Below are 19276 nucleotides of genomic sequence, written 5' to 3'. Positions count from 1 at the left end.
CTTCGTTGCCGCTCGCTTTGCGTCCTTAAAATTTAAGGGCCGGAAAAATGCGCGTGCCAAGAAAAAGAGATTGACCTGATGGCAGATGTCAGACCAATTTATCGACCCATGACCAAACCGATGCTGACACCCCTTCCCTCCATCGACCGGACGCGGCAAGTCATCGACGCGCTGTCGACCTTCATCGAATCGTCGAAGCTGCAGGCGGGCGACAGGCTGCCGACCGAGCGTGAGCTGATGGCCGCGCTTTCGGTGGGGCGTTCGACCATTCGCGAAGTGCTTACCTACTTCCAGGCACTCGGCGTCATGGAGACGCGCAAAGGCAGCGGCACCTATCTGCTGAAGCCGGTTTCGAAAGCGACGATCCATATGCCGCTTTCCTTCAACCCGTCACATCTGCGCGATGCGCTGCTGCAGACGCTGGAGGTCCGCCGCGGCATCGAATGCGAGGCCGGCATGGTGGCTGCAAGGAAGCGCACCGACGAAGACCTCGTCATCATTGAAGAGAAGCTCAACGAGATGGAGCGCGTCCATATGGCCAAGGGCACATCCGGGCCCGAGGATCTGGCTTTCCATCTTGCCGTCTATGACGCCACCCACAATCCGCTGTTCCGGCAGCTTCTCGAACAGATGCGCGAAACTTTCGAGCGATTCTGGGAGCATCCCTTCGATCGGCAGGATTTTGCTCGCCGGTCCTTCCCCTATCACCGCACGCTGTTCAACGCGATCGTCGACCAGGATCCTGAGGCTGCGCGGGCCGAAACACTGAAAATTCTCGACGTCGTCGAGGAAGACATCAAGGAAATGTCCCAATGACCGACGGGCTAGAGCCGTTCGAACTCGCATCCCTCATTACTGCTCACGACGGCGGCAATTTTGCCGAAGCCGTCGTGCCGCCGATCTTCCAGACATCGCTCTTCACCTTCTCGAACTATGACGAGATGATCGCCTCCTATCGCGGCGAAAAGGTGCGTCCGATCTATACGCGCGGCCTCAACCCGACCGTGCGCATGTTCGAGGAGATGCTGGCAAAACTCGAGGGAGCCGAAGATGCGCTCGGCTTTGCCAGCGGCATGGCGGCGATCTCGTCGGCCGTCTTAAGTTTCGTCGAGCCGGGAGACCGCATCGTTGCGGTCAAGCATGTCTATCCCGATGCCTTCCGCCTCTTCGGCACCGTTCTGAAGCGCATGAAGGTCGAAGTCGCCTACGTCGACGGCCGCGATGAGGAAGCCGTCGCGCGAGCGCTTCCCGGCGCCAAGGTCTTCTACATGGAAAGCCCGACCAGCTGGGTCATGGAAGCGCATGATGTCGGCGCTCTGGCCGCCCTTGCAAAGCAGCACGGCGTCGTCTCGATGATCGACAATAGCTGGGCCACGCCCTACTTCCAGCAGCCTTTGAAGCTCGGCGTCGATCTCGTCATCCATTCCGCCTCCAAATATCTCGGTGGGCACAGCGACGTGGTCGCCGGCGTTGTCGCCGGCTCGAAGGAGATGATCGCGCGGCTGAAGGCGGAAGCCTATCCCTATCTCGGCGGCAAGCTTTCGCCCTTCGACGCATGGCTCCTGATCCGCGGCCTGCGCACCCTGCCGATCCGCATGAAGGCGCATGAGGCGGCGGCGATGACGATCGCCAGGCGGCTGCAGGAGCTCGATGTCGTCGAGCAAGTCTGCCACCCGGGCCTGGCCAACCGGCTGCCATCCGGACTGAATGGCACCTCGGGCCTGTTTTCTTTCATCTTCCGCGAGGGCGTCGATATCCGCGCCTTTGCCGATCGCCTCACGCTATTCAAGCTGGGTGTGAGCTGGGGCGGACATGAGAGCCTGATCGTGCCGGGCGAAGTCGTGCTGCAACAGAAGGCGCAGCCAAACTCAGCGCATACTTTTGGCATCAATCCGTGCTCCGTACGTCTCCATATCGGCCTCGAAGGAACCGAGGCCCTGTGGAAGGAACTCGAGGAGGCAATCGCCGCCGCCTCGTGACATCGTCAATCTGAGAGGAAAACCTAAAAAGGGGGAACCGACATGAAAAGACTGATAACAGCAGCACTCTTTACCGCTCTGATGGGCGGCACCGCCTTTGCCGACACGACGCTCAAGCTTGTGGAAGTCATCACCAGCCCCGAGCGCACCGAGACGCTCAAATCGATCGTCGCCAAGTTTGAGGCCGCAAATCCCGGCACCAAGGTCGACATCATCTCCCTGCCCTGGAACGAGGCCTTTCAGAAGTTCGCCACCATGGTTTCGGCCGGCGATACGCCGGACGTGATGGAAATGCCTGATACCTGGCTGTCGCTCTATGGCAATAACGGCATGCTCGAAAGCCTCGAGCCCTACCTCGCCAAGTGGGAGCATACGGGTGAACTGACGCCCCGCGCGCTTCAGCTCGGCCGGGATGTCAAGAACACCGCCTACATGCTGCCCTACGGCTTCTATCTGCGCGCCATGTTCTACAACAAGAAGATCCTGAAGGATGCCGGCGTCGCCGAGCCGCCGAAGACGTTGGACGAGTTCGTCAAGGCATCCGAGGCCATCTCCAAGCTGCCCGGCAAATACGGCTACTGCATGCGCGGAGGTCCGGGCGGTCTCAACGGCTGGATGATCTTTGCCGCCACCATGGCCGGGGACAATAAATACTTTAAGGATGACGGCACGTCGACGATGAACAGCCCGGGCTGGGCGAAGGGCATCGAGTGGATGGTCGATCTCTACAAGAAGGGCTATGCGCCGAAGGACAGCGTCAACTGGGGCTTCAACGAGGTCGTCGCCGGCTTCTATTCCGGCACCTGCGCCTTCCTCGATCAGGATCCTGATGCGCTGATCGCCGTCGCCGAACGCATGAAGAAGGATGATTTCGGCGTAGCGCCGCTGCCGAAGGGGCCGGATGGCAAGTCCTTCCCGACTATCGGTTATGCCGGCTGGTCGATGTTCGCGACGAGCCAGAACAAGGATCTGTCCTGGAAGCTGATCGCGACCCTTGAAGGCAAGGAAGGCAATCTGGAATGGAACAAGAAGATCGGCGCACTTCCAGCCTATACGGCCGCTGAAAAAGACCCATTCTACGCCGGCGATCAGTTCAAGGGCTGGTTCCAGGAGCTGGCCGACAAGGACACCGTTCCCACTGTCATGCCGACCTATCTTGAGGAATTCGCCTTCTTCAAGGATTCGCTGGCGATCAAGACGTCGCAGCAGGCATTGCTCGGCGATATCTCGGCCAAGGATCTGGCCGACCAGTGGGCCGATTACCTGACCAAGGCCCAGCAGAAATTCCTGGCCAAGAAATAGAACGCACATGCGGCGGCGGAGCGATCCGCCGCCATCTCTGCCCAATTGAAACAGACGGCGTTCGAACGCCGCGAATGGGAACTCTTGCAGATGACTTCGATCACCGACACGCTCGACAGGCGTCACGACCGCAGGCCGTGGCTGAAGCGCCTCGCCGACGCCTCGGAACCCTATCTCTACAGTGCCCCTGCCCTCATCCTCATCATCGCCGTGATGCTGGTGCCGCTGGCAATCGGCATATCCTACGCTTTTCGCGATATTCAGCTGCTCAATCCGTTTTCCGGCGGCTTCATCGGCCTGGAACACTTTCGCGATCTCTCCAAGGATAAGGCCTTCTACTGGGCACTGAAGAATACACTTTGGTGGACCGGCGCCTCCGTGGTGTTGCAGTTCATCTTCGGGCTGATCCTGGCACTTCTGTTGGACAAGCCGTTTTTCGGCAGATCGATCGTTCAGGCGCTGGTATTCCTGCCCTGGGCCGTTCCCTCTTTCCTCGCCGGCCTCAACTGGTCCTGGCTGTTCAATCCGGTCATCGGCCCCATCCCCCATTGGCTCTATGCCATGGGTCTGATGAGTGAGCCGGGCAATATCCTGTCCGATCCGAACTATGCGATGTGGGGGCCGATCATCGCCAATGTCTGGTGGGGCATTCCCTTCTTTGCCATCACCCTTCTGGCTGCTCTCCAGGCGATCCCGCGCGATCTTTATGAGGCGGCTTCGATCGATGGCGCTGGTTGGTTCGAGCGCTTTCGCTCGATCACGCTTCCTTTCCTGGCGCCGACCATCGCCATCACGGTCCTCCTGCGAACGGTCTGGATCTCCAATTTCGCCGATCTGATCGTCGTCATGACGGGCGGCGGCCCGGCGGACCGCACGCAGATCGTCGCCAGCTACATCTTCACACAAGCCTTCAAGCGGCTGGATTTCGGCTATGCCTCGGCCATCGCGCTGGTGTTGCTCATACTCCTGCTTGCCTATTCCATGCTGATCATCCTGCTGCGGCAGACACTGCTGAACAAGGATTGAGCCATGAGACGATCCGTCCTTCCCACCATCGCCCATCGTCTGGCCATTCTTTGCTACGTCGCCTTCGCGCTCTTCCCACTCTTCTGGTTGCTGAAAGTGTCGGTGACGCCGAACGATCTGCTTTATACCGAAGGCGTTCGCATGTGGCCGTCGCGCACGACCTGGGAACACTATGCCTTCGTGCTGCAGCACAGCGACTTTCCGACCTTCTTCAAGAACAGTCTGATCGTCTCCGCCTCGACGGCGGTTGCGGTCACCATTTGCGCGTCGCTCTCCGGCTATGCGCTCTCGCGCTTCAAATTCCGTGCCAAATACTGGATCGTGGCGCTGATGCTGCTGACGCAGATGTTTCCGCTGGTCATGCTCGTCGCGCCGATCTTCAAGATTCTGACGCCGCTGCATCTGACCAACAGCCTGACCGGCCTCGTCATCGTCTACACGGCCTTCAACGTGCCTTTCGCCACCTTCCTGATGCAGTCCTTCTTCGACGGCATTCCGAAGGATCTGGAAGAAGCAGCCATGATCGACGGTGCGACGCAGTTCACCGCCTTCCGGCAGATCATCCTGCCTTTGACGCTTCCCGGCATTGCGGCAACGCTCGGCTTTGTCTTCACGGCGGCATGGAGTGAGCTGCTTTTCGCGCTGATGCTCATCAACGGCAATCAGGCAGCGACCTTCCCGGTCGGCCTTCTCACCTTCGTCTCGAAATTCTCGGTGGATTTCGGGCAGATGATGGCAGCGGGCGTCATGGCGCTCATTCCGGCCGCGCTCTTCTTCCTGCTCATCCAACGCTATCTCGTGCAGGGCCTGACGGCCGGCGCGGTCAAGGGTTAGTCATATGGCATCGATCGATATTCAGAACGTCAAGAAAGCCTACGGCCATGTGCAGGTGCTGCACGACATCGACCTTCGGATCAAGGATGGCGAGTTTGTCGTTCTTGTCGGCCCCTCGGGATGCGGCAAATCCACCCTGCTTCGCATGATCGCCGGCCTCGAGGATATCAGTGGCGGCGAAATCCGCATTGCCGACAATCGCGTCAACGAACTTCATCCGAAAGATCGCGATATTGCCATGGTCTTCCAATCCTATGCGCTCTATCCGCACATGAATGTCGCCGGCAATATGAGCTACAGCCTGCGGCTGCGGAAGATGGCGAAGGACAGCATTTCCAAGGCAGTCGCCAGTGCGGCATCCAAGCTCGGTCTCGACCCGCTGCTGGAGCGCCGGCCGAAGGCGCTCTCGGGTGGCCAGCGCCAGCGCGTCGCCATGGGTCGCGCCATCGTGCGCCAGCCGAAAGCCTTCCTCTTCGATGAGCCGCTATCGAATCTCGATGCTCGCCTTCGTGAACAGATGCGAGCCGAAATCAAGAAGTTGCACGGCGATCTTAAAGCGACGTCGATCTATGTGACGCACGACCAGATCGAAGCGATGACACTGGCGGACCGCATCGTTGCGATGCATGGCGGCGTGGTTCAGCAGGTCGGCAGCCCGCTTGAACTTTACGACCGTCCCGCCAACCTCTTCGTCGCCGGCTTCATTGGCTCGCCCGGCATGAATTTTCTCGATGCAATCTACGAGGGAAATGGTGTCAAGCTCAAGGACGGAACAGTCATCCCGCTTTCGGAGCCGTTGAAAATGGCTGATGGCGCGAAGGTGACGCTCGGCATACGGCCCGAGCATGTCGCGCTATCGTCAGATCAGTCCGGCATGTCCGCCAATGTCGAACTCGTCGAACCCACGGGCTTCGGCATCATCCTGCATCTTTCGCTGCATGGCCTGCCGTTCAAGGTATTCACCCTCGATCGTGGCGCATTGAGCGCCGGCCCCCTCGTGAATGTCGTCTTTCCGGCGCAGCATCTGCATGTCTTCCGTGAGGACGGAACAAGGGCGGCATAGGTCTGTCGCTTTGACCGTGTTATCGCGGCGGCTTCGCAGCCTCCACGGCGTTTCCTATACCAACGAGCGGGCAAAGCAGCCCGGGCCAACCATTCCGTTCCAGGGCTGAGAGTGCCGGCGAATGCAGAAAGCCGATATCGGGGCATTGCCCGGCGCTCGAGCGCCGGGCTGGCCTCTGCCATCAGGCGAAAGGCTCGGTCGGCCCCTTGGACGGCTGGGTAAACCAGCGCGGGCCATCCGCCGTCATATAGATATGATCCTCCAGCCGAATGCCGAATTTCTGCGGAAAGACGATCATCGGCTCGTTCGAAAAGCACATGCCGGGCGCAAGCGCCGTCGCATTGCCGCGCACGATGTAAGGTTCCTCATGGATGTCCAGTCCGAGGCCATGGCCTGCGCGGTGCGGCAGGCCCGGCAGCTTATAGTGGGGGCCGAGTGCGTATTTTGCCAGCACAGCCCGTGCCGCATCATCCAGGCTGGAACAGGCAGCACCCAATTTTGCCGCATCGAAAACCGCTTGCTGTGCCTCGCGCTCGATCGCCCAGGCATCTTCGAAGGCGCTATCGCCGGCCTTCAGCTTGTATGTTCGTGTCAGGTCGGAATGATAGCCGTCGATGCGTGCGCCTGTGTCTACCAGGATGACATCATCTTCACCGAGCGTCTGATCGCCGTCCGCACCGTGTGGCAGCGACGTGGCCTCACCGAAGGACACGATGCAGAAGGTCGAGCCACCATGGGCGCCGGCCTCGCGATGCCGCCGGTCGATGAATTCGATCAGGTCCGAGGCGCGGATGCCGGGCTTGAGCACGGCATGAGCCTGCCTGTGCACGTCAAGCGTCAAGTTCATCGCACATTGGATGAGCGCGATTTCCGCGGGAGATTTGATCCGGCGCAGCCCGTTGATGAGCGGTCCGCCATTGGCCAGTCTTTCAGTTCCAAGCTCGGTCGCCAACGCGTTGTAGAAATAGAGCGGCATATTGTCGTCGAGCGTCAAAACGCCTGAATGTCCAAGCGTGCGAGCGATCAATGCCGCACTGCTCTCCTCCTCCTGCCATTCGAGGATTTCGGCGGGCAGATGCGGCAACGTCTCCACGCGGCTGCGCTCGAAGTCGGGAACGATGTAATAGAGCGCGGTCGGCGTGACGAGTGCGCCCAGAAACCGCTCGCTCGCATGCCAGACGAGCCCGGTGAAATATCGCAGGCTTTCCGTCGGCCCGAGCAGCATACCGGCCAGTCCGTGCGTATCGAGAAGCTGACGAAGCCGCGATAGGCGCTGCTGCCGTTCCTCGTCAGTGATCCGGGATACGGGATGTTGCCACGACATTTTCACTCTCCCTGGTAGACTTGGCCTTACGCTGGTTGGCCTCGACACTATCGTCGCTGTGGGCAAGATGTCGACAATGAAAATACTGGCGTTGCCGCCACTATCCACGATTGTTTGTCGCCATCGCCCACATGGGGTTCGTCGCCCTCGGCTGCCCTGTCGATCGCTAAATTATCTGACAGCGCGGAATCCCTCCCAATGGTTCACTGTCTTCATCGAAACAAGCGGTGGAGTATCGCCATGCAAGTCGCAAACATCACAATTTTTTCCGAGCGCAGCCGTGCCGTCCGCAAGGCCCAGCGTATGCCTCTCTCGATCTTCATCGATATAATGCGCTTCGTCGCGCGCAAAATCGCCGAGAGAAGAAATCGCAATGCGCTGCTTGAGCTTTCCGACGACCAGCTGAAGGACATAGGGCTTTCTCGCGGGCAAGCCGGAAGCGATGTTCATATTTACAGCCGCTACTAAAAATATGAAGCGGAACGTGCTAGGCTCAGGCCATGCAACCTGCTGAAGCGGTGGGATGAGGATTTCGGCATGCTACAATTTTCGACAACCGTACTGCTGAAGACGAAAAGCGTCCTCATCCGCGATGTCGTCTGCAATGGTGAATGTCGGCACAAGAGCGATGAAGAATGCGCCCATAAGACAAGCCTCGTCTATACCTATCGCGGGGTCTTCAAGCGTCACGTCGGCCAAAGCGAGGCCGTTTCGGAAGCCAATCAGGTTGTCTTCTTCAATCGTGGCCAGGACTACAGGATCAGCCACCCCATCGAGGGTGGCGATTCCTGTCTCGATCTCATGATCGATGAGGCCCTGCTTCACGAACTCGCGCCAAAGGAACAGATACAATCCGGCGAAGGCGTCGTTTTCCGCCGCCAGCGCCGTCGTATCGATCCGCGAGCGCAAGCGCTTGTGGCGATGCTTCGTCACGGGCTCAGCCGCAATATTGCCGAAAGTCTGGAGGGCGAAACGCTGGCGTTGACGCTGGTGCGCCGTTCGCTTGGCGAGCGCACCTCGCATGAGGCGGGCGCAAGCTTCGGCCGGCAGAAACTCGTCGACCGGGCGAAGCTCGTGCTGACCTCCGATCTCGCCCGGCGGTGGACGCTTGCCGAGATTGCCAAGGAGGTCGGCGTCTCGCCGGTGTACCTCACCCAGGTTTTCCAGCAGGTCGAAGCCATGCCGCTCTATCGCTATCAGTTGCGGTTGCGGCTGGCGCGAGCGCTCGATCTTCTGGGCTCTTACGACGATCTGACCATGCTCGGGCTCGATCTCGGCTTTTCCAGCCACAGCCATTTCAGCGCAGCCTTCAAGCAGACCTACGGGCAGACGCCGGCGGAATTTCAGCGCTCGGCGCAATTGAAGCCGAAGCGCTACGCGGTTCGCTAAAGATTTTGACAGCACCTATCCGGCAATCGATGCTTTCATGATCCTGCCCCGGCAAGGGGAGAAATCGGGAAAGGATCACGACATGAGGAAAACAACATGCGCCGCCTGTGACTGCGAACTTGGCGCAGACACGATCAAGGTCAACCTTGGCGGCAAATCGGTGGAGGTATGCTGCGAGGAATGTGCGGCTGCCTTGAAGGAAGCCGGGCAATCGACGTCAGCGGCTGCAAGTGGCAAGGAATAGCAAAGCTGCCCCGCCGGCCCGGAGCGGCACGTCGATCAAGTCTCAAAAGAGCCGTATCCAAGGGTGCGGCTCTTTTCATGTGTGACGGCCTCGCTGCACCGAGATCCCTACCTTACGAACTGCAGCTGTTTCGCTACTGCATCCGGCCTTGATGCGGTTGCGATGTTCGCTTTGCGCCTGTTGCGTCAAGAAAAGTTGTAATGAATTGTTGCCGCCGCCGCCCTTGGCAAACTTCGTTCGCAACTTTCCTCCGAGAAGAAATATTCGGAAATGTCGGGACCTATTGCGTTCATATGGCCCCGCTAGCCTCAGCATCCGTCAATCGCAATGAAGGCACTGATCATGAGGCAACGATATATCGTCGCAACTTTGTTGATAACGGCTATCGGCGGCATTGCCGCTTCGGCACTCGCCGGCGAGCCGGCCGCCACGCCAGACGCTCAGACCCCACCCATCGCCCAAATGGCATCGCCACCCCCGCCTCCCCTGTTGCCGGAGGGCTGGGGCTTCCCCGGTCCGCATCCCCAAGGCCCGATGATGGCTTTCGGCGGCGACATGCCCATGCCGCCGCGTGGCTTCCCTTATCCGCCGGATCCCGCCCTGGAACTGGCAGGCAGGTTGTCGGCGATGGAAACCTCGATCGGCATTCGCAGCGCTCAGCTTGATGCCTGGCGGGATTACACCAACGCGCTTATGGATTTTCTGGCCTTTCCTAAGCAACACCCCTCCGGGCTGCCGCCCGCGAATGGTGACACCGTGCAGCAGCCCGATCACGATGCGGACCGGTCGAAAGGGCTTCTTGGCGAGCGGATCGCCGAGCGCTTTCTTAATCGTGCCGCCAAGGCCACGGTCCTCAAGGACAAGGCTGCCGCCCTTCGCAACGTTCTGACAGCAGATCAGCTTGCGAAGCTTGCGGATGCCGAACGATCGCTCGTTCCCGGTCCTCATGCATTCCACTGATCGCAACAGAGGTTCGGTCAGGGAAAAGGCCGCTGCCTAGCAAATTCAGACCATGTCCTCTCCACTTCCAATCGATCGAGATCCCCCCGGACGCGTTGTCGGTTGGAAGGAGCGGCCCCTCCGGGGCTGAATGGTCCGGGAGCGCCCCGCCCGGTGCTCCCGGACCTTCGCGTGCAGCATCGCCAATATCGGCGATCGGGCGAAGAAATCCTCCATCGGATGGACGCCCGGCCCGACGCCGACGATCGTCCATAGCAGCCGGCTGAAAGTCGCCGCCGGCGTGTGTATGGCAGTTGGTGTAGGACGCCAGGACAGCCTACAGCAATTCCTCCTTGAAGCCGTGCGGAATTGCCTGCTCGGCGCTGTGTTCAATTATTTCAGATTTAATTTTACTTTGGTCCATTCTGCGGTCCGATTATCTCGCCGCCACCTGTTTTTGCGCGATGAGTCTTATCTTCAGCGACCTGCCCGCTTGGGCAACGTTCGCTGCCCGCCCGCTGTAGCAACACCATCAAAGTGACTGATTATTCGAGATAAAAATCACGGCAGCACTGCCGGAAAGCAATCCGGCTTCGCCATTCGTGTTGGGGGCGTCATGGCGAAGCCGGGTATGCGGGGCGATCAAAGCCTGCTCGAGCCAAGCTGCTGATCGGCTATAATTTTACATAGGTTGAAGCTCGAAACATTTCCGAATGTTGCTGAATCAGGGCATTTTGACGAATTTTAGTGTCTCGGCTTTTCTATTAGAAAAAACGTTATTTAGTAAGTTCTATGATCTTACTGCAAATACTATTGTTCGTAGAATTTCGAAAATTCTACGTAAGTAAATCCTGTTTAAGGAAAACTTCGCGTACGACCTTGGAGCGTGGCCGAATTTGCATGCTGCTGATTTGTTCGGCCTGTTCCGCTTGATCAGCTCGCGGCCTTGGCCTCGGCACTCTTGAACGATACGACTTGCTCCAGCCCCCGCGGCTGGCGGTTTCGAACGGTGATTTCGCCCTCGAATCGTGTGACGATTTCACGCGCAATGGCCATGCCGAGGCCGGCGCCGGGGAAGGATCTCTGCCTTGCGATGTCGATTCGGAAAAAGGGCTCGAACACCTGATCCAGTCGATCCTCGGGGATGCCGGGACCCGTATCGATAATCCTCACGACGGCCCGGTTGCCAAGGTGCGTGACCGTTACCGTCGCTGACTGGCCATGCGTTGCGGCGTTGATGAGCAGGTTGCGCAAGGCGCGGGTAACGGCCAGCGGCCCCGCGCAGATCGTCGCCTGCTCCAGATCGCCGCTCGCGACGTTCATATCGATCGCCCTCAGTTCCGTGACGATACCGTCGACAATCCTGTCGAGCCGGACCCGCTCCAAGCTGTCCTTGGAAATCTCTTCGCGAACGAGGCCGATGGCGCTGTCTGCGATCCTGTCGAGTTCCTCCAGATCGGCAAACCATTTGCGCCGTTCCTCGTCATCCTGGATGAATTCGGCGCGCAGTCGCATGCGGGTCATCGGGGTTCGCAGATCATGGCCGGCAGCGGCAACGAGCCGCATCCGGCTTTCCGTGGCCGCCTTCACCCTGGCCGAAAGGCCGTTGAGCGCTTGTGCGGTGGCGCGAATTTCACCCGGGCCGCTTTCCGGTATGTGCGGCAGCGTGCCGTCCGGATTGACTGCCGCCACCGCCTGCTCCAGCAGGCGCAGCGGTTTCATGATCTTCGAAGCGGCGAAGATGGAAACGAGTACGCTGCCGATGATGATAAGGCCAAGCCAACCGACAAGGATTTTCCAGCCATCCGGAGGCGGGCCGTGCGGCGTCATCGGCATGACCAGCCATTTGCCGTCGGAGAGCTTCAGCGACGCGATCAACTCGCCTGTCGACTGGTGCGATATGATTGCGTCGCGCATGCCGGAAATGCGAAGCAGCGCCTCCATGAGAAAGCGGGAGAGTTCTTCGTCGGGCGGGCCGCTGGGCGGCATGGGAGCGATGATCAATCCTGCCGATTCCGCCAAGGCTCGATCCTTCTCCGCGAAGGTCGCGAGAATGGCGAGCTGCCGGGCCGTCCGATCGATCGTCATGTCCGGTCGTGGCCCCCGCATGACGAGGCTTGCCACGAAGGAGGAGGAAATGACGACCAGGACGATGGCTGTCAGCAGGAGTAGCGCCAGGCGCGCACCAAGTGACCTCATGAATCGCCTTTGATAGCCGTTACCGGGACAACGAGTTGATAGCCGCCGTTGCGGATCGTTCTGAAAATGGGATCTTCCGTCGTTTCTCCCAGCTTGCGGCGCAACCGGCTCATCAGGACATCGATCGAGCGGTCGGCGGGGTCGCGATCACGCCCCTGCGTCAAGTCGAGCAGCTGATCACGCGACAGCAGCCGGCCGGCGCGCTCGAGAAACGCCTTGAGAAGATCGAATTCGGCACCCGTTAGCGCAATGACCTCGCCATTATTCCGGCTCACCCGACGAAGTTGCGGATCGAGCGTCATATCCGCGAACTGATAGCGCCTTTGCTCGGGCTCTGCCGAAGGGTCCTCGTTCGTACGACGCAGCACGGCACGAATGCGCGCAGCCAGTTCGCGCGGATTGAACGGTTTGCCGAGATAATCATCGGCACCGATCTCAAGACCGAGGATGCGATCTATGTCCTCCTTCAAGGCGGTCAGCAATATGACGGGAATCCTTGGGCGGCGGTTTCGCAGATCACGGCAGAGATCGAGACCGGATCCATCGGGAAGCATCACATCCAGCACGATCAGGTCGGGCTGGCGGCGGTTCAGCGCGTCGTTGCATCCGCGAAGGTCGCTTGCCGTCGAGACGCGGAATCCCTGTTCCTCGAGATATCGGCTCAGGAGCGAACGTATCTCATGGTCATCATCCACGATCAGAATATCCGGCGGTGCGCTGGCGTTCATGGGCTTCATTCCGTTTTCTCAACCCTTATACAAACTATCAATTCGCTGAAAAGAAGGGTTTTACGGCACCAATACGGAATTTCGGCGCAGGAAACGTTGGTTTACAAAATTCCTGGAGCTGGAAATATTCAGCAATAGAATATTGTTCGGCACAGCAGAATAAGACGGCAATCAAGATACCGTCGCCGGCCGGAAGCATATCTTGGCTCATTGTGTGCGAAGCCAGCACGGCGCTCGGATCAGGCGGCTCGCTGCCACTCGACGCTCCAGGCGGAAAGTCGTCCCTCGATGGCGCCGCTATCCATCATCAGGCGAATTTCGATTGGAGCACGCGGATCGACGACATCGACCGGCACTGCCGCTTCGAATGAACCCGTGCCTTGCGGACAGACCCGCAGCTTCCCCAGCAATTCGGTGGCATGAATTTCTATTGTGAAGATCTGCCCGTAACAGTCCTCGTCCACATCGAAATTGAGTTTGGCATTCCAGTGGCCGATCGGCAGGTGCAGATAAGGGCCATAGATCAGACACCGGGCTCCTCCGGTCAGGTCCACGAGCTCGTCCAGACCCTGCTCCAATCTGTCGCCCGAAAAAAACGTCTCCTGCGGCCAGAAGATGGTGCTGCCCTCCCCCCTCGCCGCATCGAACTGCAACGGGTGAAGAACTTTTCTTGCTGTTTCACGCAGGGACTCGCTGAGCTCGGGCACCTCTTCCTGCGGCGTCAGATATCCCGCGATGACCGCCGCCGCGGCCTCCTCCAGCTCCGGCGCTTCGGCGAGCGACAATTGGCCCGACGGCGCCATGCCGACATGCCGCAGCGCCTTTGCAATTTGCTCCAAAGTCAGATCGGTGCTGAAATGGTCATCGATTTCCCTGAGTAGCCGATCGATGCTGCCCTTTTGACTGACGTCGTTGCGGCGCAGGACTAGTGCTGCGGAGGCGTTCGCAAGCGGCTCCAGACAGGCAAGGCTAGCCGACACGGCCCTGACCAGGCCGATATCCCGTTGTTCGGTGGCGCGTGCGAGATAGGAGACCGCGTCGATGGGATCTTCGAGGAACAGCAGAAAGGGCACGTTGACCCTGAGGATCAGTTCCGACAGCCTGGCTTCCGGAAATTGCGAGACGAGCACGGCATGCATCCCGGATCGGCTCTGGACGTGTCGCTTGAGATCCTCGATCGTGTCGGTTGCGATGATTGCGTAGTCGCCGAAGGCTTCGCGTGCGAGCGCGTGGACGGCGGCCACGCCCCAGGAGGACATGACACCCGGCATACCGAAGGCGAAGAGGATGGTCATATCCACGCGCTCCCGTGATCATCCATTGAAAAGCGTGTCATAGAGCGCGCTCACCTTCTGCTGATACCGATCCGGCGAGAAGCGTGCCGCCTGCCTCGGGCCGGCCTTGGCAAACGAGGCGCATAGCGCATCGTCCTGATCCAGGCTGACGATCGCCTTGCGCATTTCTTCGGTATTGTACGGATCGACCAGAAGCGCGGCATTCCCGGCAATTTCCGGGATGGATCCTTCCGTGGAGCTGAGAACCGGCGTTCCGAGCTGCATGGATTCGAGCACCGGCAGGCCAAAACCTTCGTAGAGCGAAGGAAACAGCACGGCGCGCGCGCCTCTGATCAGGCTTATCAGCAAGGGATAGGAGACGAAGTCGAAGCGCTGGATCTGCCGCTGCGGCAGAATGCGGTCTTCGGCACGAAGATAGAAGCGGAACCGATCATCATCGATGAGCTGCTGCGTTTCCGCGCCCTTCCATCCCGGAGCGCCGACGATGATGAGCGGCTTGTTCGTCTTTGCGGCAAGATAGGCTTCGACCAGCCGCGAGATGTTCTTTTTCGGTTCGAAGGCACCGAAGAAGAGGAAATATTCCTTCCAGTCGAGATGGAAGATGCCGGCTATCTCGTTGGCAACCACATCGGCCGGCTTCGCGCGAAGCTGTTCCGGCACGTGAACCGCCTGATAGGTATTGCTGACCCGCGCCTCGTCGGCGCCGAGAACCTTGATGATATCGGCGCGAGACGTCTCGGACACGGTCACGATGTGATCGGCCCGCCGCACGAGGGACCGAAGCATCTTGTAGTGATAGCGCTTGTCGTCCTCGGTGAGATATGGCAGCCGCAACGGAACCAGATCGTGGATCGTATAGATGTTCAATGCCTTCTTTGCAGCAATCGGCATGGGATAGGTGCAATGCAGAAGATCCGGCTGCGTCTCGAACTTCATGGCAAGATTGTTGCCGTAGCGCTTGAAATGATACCTCGCGAGCTGGAACAGGTCATTGGAGGCGTAAACCATGGCGGAATCGCCGAGCTGCGCTTGAAGCGACTTCAGAATGACGGTTCCGCTCAGCGGAATCGGAACGGGCTTGATGCCGAATGGTGCGGCAACGCGCCGGCGCAGCCACCGCTTTGCAGTGGAAAGCGCGCCCGGTACGCGGGCGCTGGTATCGTCAAATAGCAGCACCTCGCGCAATATCGGATCCTTCGGAACGTTTCCGGGCATTCCGTGGACGACTCCGGTCTGATAGCCCAACGCACGCGCCGTCGACATCAAGCTCCTGGTGTAGGTCGCCACACCGGTGCCCTTCTTCAGCGAAAGATTGAGGCCATCGTAAAGGATCGTCTGGCTCACTCCCGTCTCTCCTTCGCCATCTTGCATCCCTCCCCGTCCTCAGGCCGGCTTGTCGCGGGAAAGGACGAGGAGCGAGTCGTCGGCCCCGTATTTCGAGAGCAGGTCCGTAGAGGCGATAGGGACAGCTTCGCCACTGAAGTCGAGACGCCGAAGCGATCCGTAGATGCCGGCAAGGCGCTCGAGAAAACCGCGCGCATCGGCATAGCGGGCGGGATTGAATTCGACGACAAGCATCGGCTTGTGACGGGCAATGGTCTCGCCCATCCCCTCAAGGATGACTTCTTCGGCCCCTTCGGCGTCGATCTTTATGAAGTCGACGCGCGTGCAGGATGCGCTCAACCGGTCGAGCGTCGTTACCGGGACCTTGATGAGGGCCCCATCCTGGGGATGGGGCAGGAAAGTCTCTGCAACGATCAGCGCGTTCTTCGGTTCGCTATGGGGAACATAGAGGGATGCCTCGCCTGATGCCGCGCTGCCGAGCGCCAGCCTCTCGACCCGCGTCCGTCCGAGCAGTCCGTTCAGCTCGACGCTGTGGCGCAGGAAATCCGCAGCATGCGGGTTGGGTTCGACGGCGATCAGTTCGCCCTTGGCTCCGACGAGCTCGGCCAGCAGAAGTGAGTAATAGCCGAAGTTTGCACCGACATCGATCGCGGTCATGCCGCGCCTGACGTTGCGCGCGCAGAACAGGGTCAGCCAGATTTCCCAGAAACCGTCCAGGAGGACATGGGACCCGAACCCCCTGTCGCGGGTATCGATATAGAGCTTATAGCGGCCGAGCACGCGCACTAGAGCCGTATGGTTCCCGAGATAAGCGCTGCTCACTCGCTGCAAAATAGCAGCCTCGGCCTGATGCCGATCGAAAGCCATCAACTCGTGAAGGTGCAGCAGCGGCGAAGAACTCATCTTATCCCTCTCGATCCGGCCTTGATCCGGCATGCCGGCAATGCAATCTGGAGACCGGACAACATCATGAAACTTCCTCGATTCCCGCAGCTCTCTCGCTGCGGGCACGGCTTTCCAGCGATATCCTCAGTTTGCCGTCGATGCGGCTATGCCGACCGATGCGGCAGACAATGCAGTTCCCGTGACGCCCTGGAAGAGACCCATGAATTTCTGAATATCGATCGAGGAAGCATTGGAAATGTAGATGATGTCGCGCGGCTGAACCTCGAAGCTCTGCATGGCGAGCAGTGTCGAGCCGTTTTTCAGGTTGAACCGATAGACGATCGGGACTGGTCCGCCGCGTCTCAGCAATGGATTGTTCGGTGCGACGATGCGGCGGGCAGTGTCGAGCGGCTCATACCGGAAGAGAAAGATGCCCGAAGCATCGGCACGGGCATCCTGAAGGCCTCCCGCACGTGCCACCGCGTTTGCCATGGTCAGGTGTTGCGCGCTGAAGGGCACTTCGCCATTCTGCGCCGATGCGCCAAGGATCGTATAGGTGGTCGGTTCGCGCATGACGGTGACCACATCCTCAGGCCGCAATCTTATGTTCTCGCGCGGGTTCTGGACAATCGCGGTGAAAGGCATGTGCATCGTCCGGCGTCCCCGCGTCAGATAGACGACGCTGTCGTTGACGCTGGCGCGCAGGCCTCCTGCCGCGGCAATCGCATCGAGTACCCGGTCGCCGGCCGGCGACAGCGCGACACGTGCGCCGCCTGCAACCTCGCCCGTAACTGTGACCGTGTTCGAGGCGCTCTGCTGCACCGTCACCAGCGCTTGCGGCTGCACCGCTTTGCCGGCAAGGCCGGAGATTACGGCGCGCTCGACGGAGGCAGGCGTCCGTCCAGCCGCATTGATGCGTCCCACATAGGGAATGCTGATCGTTCCATCGCTATTGATGGTTTGCGGCGGGATCGTAACGGAACTGCCCGTCGCCTGCTGCTGCCCGGAGGTGCTAGCTGCCATTCCGAACAAGCTTCCAGGCGGGGCCTCCCAAAGGCTGACCGAAACGACATCACCGACGGCGATCTTCAGGCCCGGATCACGCGTACCTTCGCCGAAATAAGCCGCCAGACTGGCCTCCGGCCGCGCGGCGCTCCGGACTATTGCCGTCGATATCACGTCGACCAGCGCAAATGGTGGAACGGTACGCGCCGCCGCCTCCTCCAATATGCGGGAGGCCTTGGGTCCGGCCTCCGGCAATGCACAGCCCGTAAGAACGCAGGCGAGAACACACAATAATCCGAACTTCACCGGCATCGACAATCCTGAACGGCATGGAGGCAGTTTTGATGAGGCATCATTGCTCTGAGCACATTAAGCCGTTCCGGCATCGTCACTGCGCTCACGGGTAAACCGAAGGATCGATGATGGGCTGGAGCCATAGGCGTGCTTGTAGAGAACGGAGAACCGCCCGGGATTGGAAAATTGCAGGCTCATGGCGAGGTCGGTGATGCTCTCGGCCTGGCCGCCCTTGATCGCGCCGTGGGCCGCGGCTAGCCTATAGTTGCACAGGATTCCCATCGGTGTGTCACCGCGATAGGTCTTGAACATGCGTTGCAGTGCGCGCGGGCTGCAGCTTGCGGCCTGGGCAAGGTCTTCCAGCATGATCGCGTTATGCAGGTTGTCCCGCATGAAAGCCTCCGCCCTCAGAAGCTGGCGCGGCGCGCTTTCCAATGTTCCGCGATGGAAGGCATCGGAAAGATTGTGCGGAAGCTTGGCAAACAACTTGACGAGAAGAAGCTCGCTGTAGGCCTTTGCGAGCATCACCCTTTCAGCCGGACGAGCTGTCATGAGATCCTTTTCGGCCTGGCGAAGGGTCTGGTATAGCCCCTGCGCGCCGCCTTGACGGAAACTCACCGGTGCCAGGGCGAATTCCTGCACATAGGGCTTGCCCGTCAATTCCTCGAAGTGCTGCCGGATAACCGATTCCGGAATTTGAAACAGCAGCCAGGAACTTCGCGGCTTTATCTCCAGCCGCTTGCCGGCGCGGTCGCTGATGCTGGCGACATTATTGGCAGGAATGCGCAGCGATTTATGCATCCGCTTGTGATTGATTTCCAACTCGCCTGCCAGGACGAATACGATGCTGACACGCGGCACGTCGTGCTTCGCGATAGCCTCCAGGCCAGCAGAGTGCTCCGCACTTATGATGGACGTCGATTGAACGGGCTGCTTGCTGAATTTAAAGGAGTAATCTCCACTGGCTTCCGACGGAACACCCCATTTCCAGTTTGGTTCAAGTACATCGAGATTGCGAACAATTGCATCACGAGAATACACTTCAAAAGTGCCAACGCATTGTTCGGCAACTTTTTCCAACATCGCCATCCGCTATCCTACTCAATATCTCAGATTGCATATTCGCAATCGCCACCACATGATTTTATCGAGCCAGATTTTTTCCAGCGTTCGTTACGAGGACTTCATGGTCTTGCCCCTTGACCACTCCAAATCGTATGATCATTCATCTTAAGTTGTATTATCTGAAAGTAAATTAGCACGACGAATTTTAGCGCGACAGTACAGATAATGACGGCGTTATACAGATTCCTACACCTCCATGCGCTTGCTCAAATTCAGCCTTCGGACGCGACGCCATCGGACAAAAAAGCTTCTACCCGTATAGCCATTATCCCTGTGATATACCGGTGCTGGTTGCAGAAGT

18 protein-coding genes are annotated in these 19276 nt (G+C 59.3%); 10 read left to right on the top strand and 8 right to left on the bottom strand.

All coding sequences use genetic code 11. The annotated features are described in order from the left end of the window. The first annotated feature begins 120 nt into the window (after positions 1-120). From DQ393_RS28485 to DQ393_RS28460, 6 genes are all read left to right on the top strand, one after another. Positions 121-816: a FadR/GntR family transcriptional regulator gene (locus DQ393_RS28485; RefSeq protein ID WP_112345219.1), complete on the top strand. Its 696-nt coding sequence runs from the start codon at positions 121-123 to the stop codon at positions 814-816. Continuing rightward, positions 813-1979, top strand: coding sequence for a PLP-dependent transferase (locus DQ393_RS28480; protein WP_112345018.1), 1167 nt, complete (start codon positions 813-815; stop codon positions 1977-1979). The genes DQ393_RS28485 and DQ393_RS28480 overlap by 4 nt, the downstream gene beginning before the upstream one ends. 42 nt (positions 1980-2021) lie before the next feature. Continuing rightward, on the top strand, positions 2022-3281 hold the full coding sequence (locus DQ393_RS28475) for an ABC transporter substrate-binding protein (protein WP_112345017.1): 1260 nt from the start codon (positions 2022-2024) through the stop codon (positions 3279-3281). Positions 3282-3371: 90 nt separating this feature from the next. Continuing rightward, positions 3372-4307, top strand: a complete 936-nt coding sequence (locus tag DQ393_RS28470; protein ID WP_112345218.1) for a carbohydrate ABC transporter permease — start codon at positions 3372-3374, stop codon at positions 4305-4307. Positions 4308-4310: 3 nt separating this feature from the next. Next, the gene (locus DQ393_RS28465) at positions 4311-5141 is read left to right on the top strand and encodes a carbohydrate ABC transporter permease (RefSeq protein WP_112345016.1); all 831 of its coding nucleotides are present in this window, start codon (positions 4311-4313) and stop codon (positions 5139-5141) included. A 4-nt stretch (positions 5142-5145) separates the two neighbouring features. After that, positions 5146-6204 carry an ABC transporter ATP-binding protein gene (locus DQ393_RS28460; RefSeq protein ID WP_112345015.1) on the top strand — a complete coding sequence of 353 codons (1059 nt, stop codon included), beginning with the start codon at positions 5146-5148 and terminating at the stop codon, positions 6202-6204. Positions 6205-6385: 181 nt separating this feature from the next. On the opposite strand, the gene DQ393_RS28455 is transcribed toward DQ393_RS28460, so the two are convergent. Further along, positions 6386-7528, bottom strand: coding sequence for a M24 family metallopeptidase (locus tag DQ393_RS28455; protein WP_112345014.1), 1143 nt, complete (start codon positions 7526-7528; stop codon positions 6386-6388). A 240-nt stretch (positions 7529-7768) separates the two neighbouring features. Here DQ393_RS28455 and DQ393_RS28450 point away from each other — a divergent pair, with 240 nt between their 5' ends. The 4 genes from DQ393_RS28450 to DQ393_RS28435 all read left to right on the top strand — a co-directional run bounded on the left by DQ393_RS28450 (position 7769) and on the right by DQ393_RS28435 (position 10121). Continuing rightward, positions 7769-7996, top strand: coding sequence for a DUF1127 domain-containing protein (locus tag DQ393_RS28450; protein WP_112345013.1), 228 nt, complete (start codon positions 7769-7771; stop codon positions 7994-7996). A gap of 69 nt (positions 7997-8065) precedes the next feature. Further along, entirely contained in the window at positions 8066-8917 is an 852-nt protein-coding gene (locus DQ393_RS28445; RefSeq protein WP_112345012.1) for a helix-turn-helix domain-containing protein, read from the top strand. Positions 8918-8999: 82 nt separating this feature from the next. After that, positions 9000-9161, top strand: a complete 162-nt coding sequence (locus DQ393_RS33585; protein WP_169643208.1) for a hypothetical protein — start codon at positions 9000-9002, stop codon at positions 9159-9161. 342 nt (positions 9162-9503) lie between these two features. Continuing rightward, positions 9504-10121, top strand: a complete 618-nt coding sequence (locus DQ393_RS28435; protein ID WP_112345010.1) for a hypothetical protein — start codon at positions 9504-9506, stop codon at positions 10119-10121. Positions 10122-11033: 912 nt separating this feature from the next. Here DQ393_RS28435 and DQ393_RS28430 read toward each other — a convergent pair. From DQ393_RS28430 to DQ393_RS28400, 7 genes are all read right to left on the bottom strand, one after another. Next, positions 11034-12299 (bottom strand): ATP-binding protein, encoded by a 1266-nt coding sequence (locus DQ393_RS28430; protein WP_112345009.1) that lies wholly within the window; start codon positions 12297-12299, stop codon positions 11034-11036. Further along, positions 12296-13027, bottom strand: a complete 732-nt coding sequence (locus DQ393_RS28425; RefSeq protein WP_112345217.1) for a response regulator — start codon at positions 13025-13027, stop codon at positions 12296-12298. Before DQ393_RS28425 ends, DQ393_RS28430 begins: the two co-directional genes overlap by 4 nt. 239 nt (positions 13028-13266) lie before the next feature. Continuing rightward, the gene (locus DQ393_RS28420; RefSeq protein ID WP_112345008.1) at positions 13267-14322 is read right to left on the bottom strand and encodes a hypothetical protein; all 1056 of its coding nucleotides are present in this window, start codon (positions 14320-14322) and stop codon (positions 13267-13269) included. 18 nt (positions 14323-14340) lie between these two features. Then, the gene (locus tag DQ393_RS28415) at positions 14341-15666 is read right to left on the bottom strand and encodes a glycosyltransferase family 4 protein (RefSeq protein WP_245430476.1); all 1326 of its coding nucleotides are present in this window, start codon (positions 15664-15666) and stop codon (positions 14341-14343) included. 39 nt (positions 15667-15705) lie between these two features. Then, positions 15706-16569 carry an FkbM family methyltransferase gene (locus tag DQ393_RS28410; RefSeq protein ID WP_112345216.1) on the bottom strand — a complete coding sequence of 288 codons (864 nt, stop codon included), beginning with the start codon at positions 16567-16569 and terminating at the stop codon, positions 15706-15708. Between the two features lie 126 nt (positions 16570-16695). Beyond that, positions 16696-17868, bottom strand: coding sequence for a polysaccharide biosynthesis/export family protein (locus DQ393_RS28405; protein WP_112345006.1), 1173 nt, complete (start codon positions 17866-17868; stop codon positions 16696-16698). 57 nt (positions 17869-17925) lie between these two features. Next, complete coding sequence (locus tag DQ393_RS28400; protein ID WP_245430475.1) at positions 17926-18711, bottom strand: helix-turn-helix transcriptional regulator; 786 nt, start codon at positions 18709-18711, stop codon at positions 17926-17928. Positions 18712-19276 lie beyond the last annotated feature (565 nt).

It is taken from the genome of Martinezella tropici (assembly GCF_003287875.1).
GTDB lineage: Bacteria > Pseudomonadota > Alphaproteobacteria > Rhizobiales > Rhizobiaceae > Rhizobium > Rhizobium tropici_C.
The sequence above is the reverse complement of the archived record's forward strand: the minus strand, read 5'-3'. Positions and strand labels throughout refer to the sequence as shown.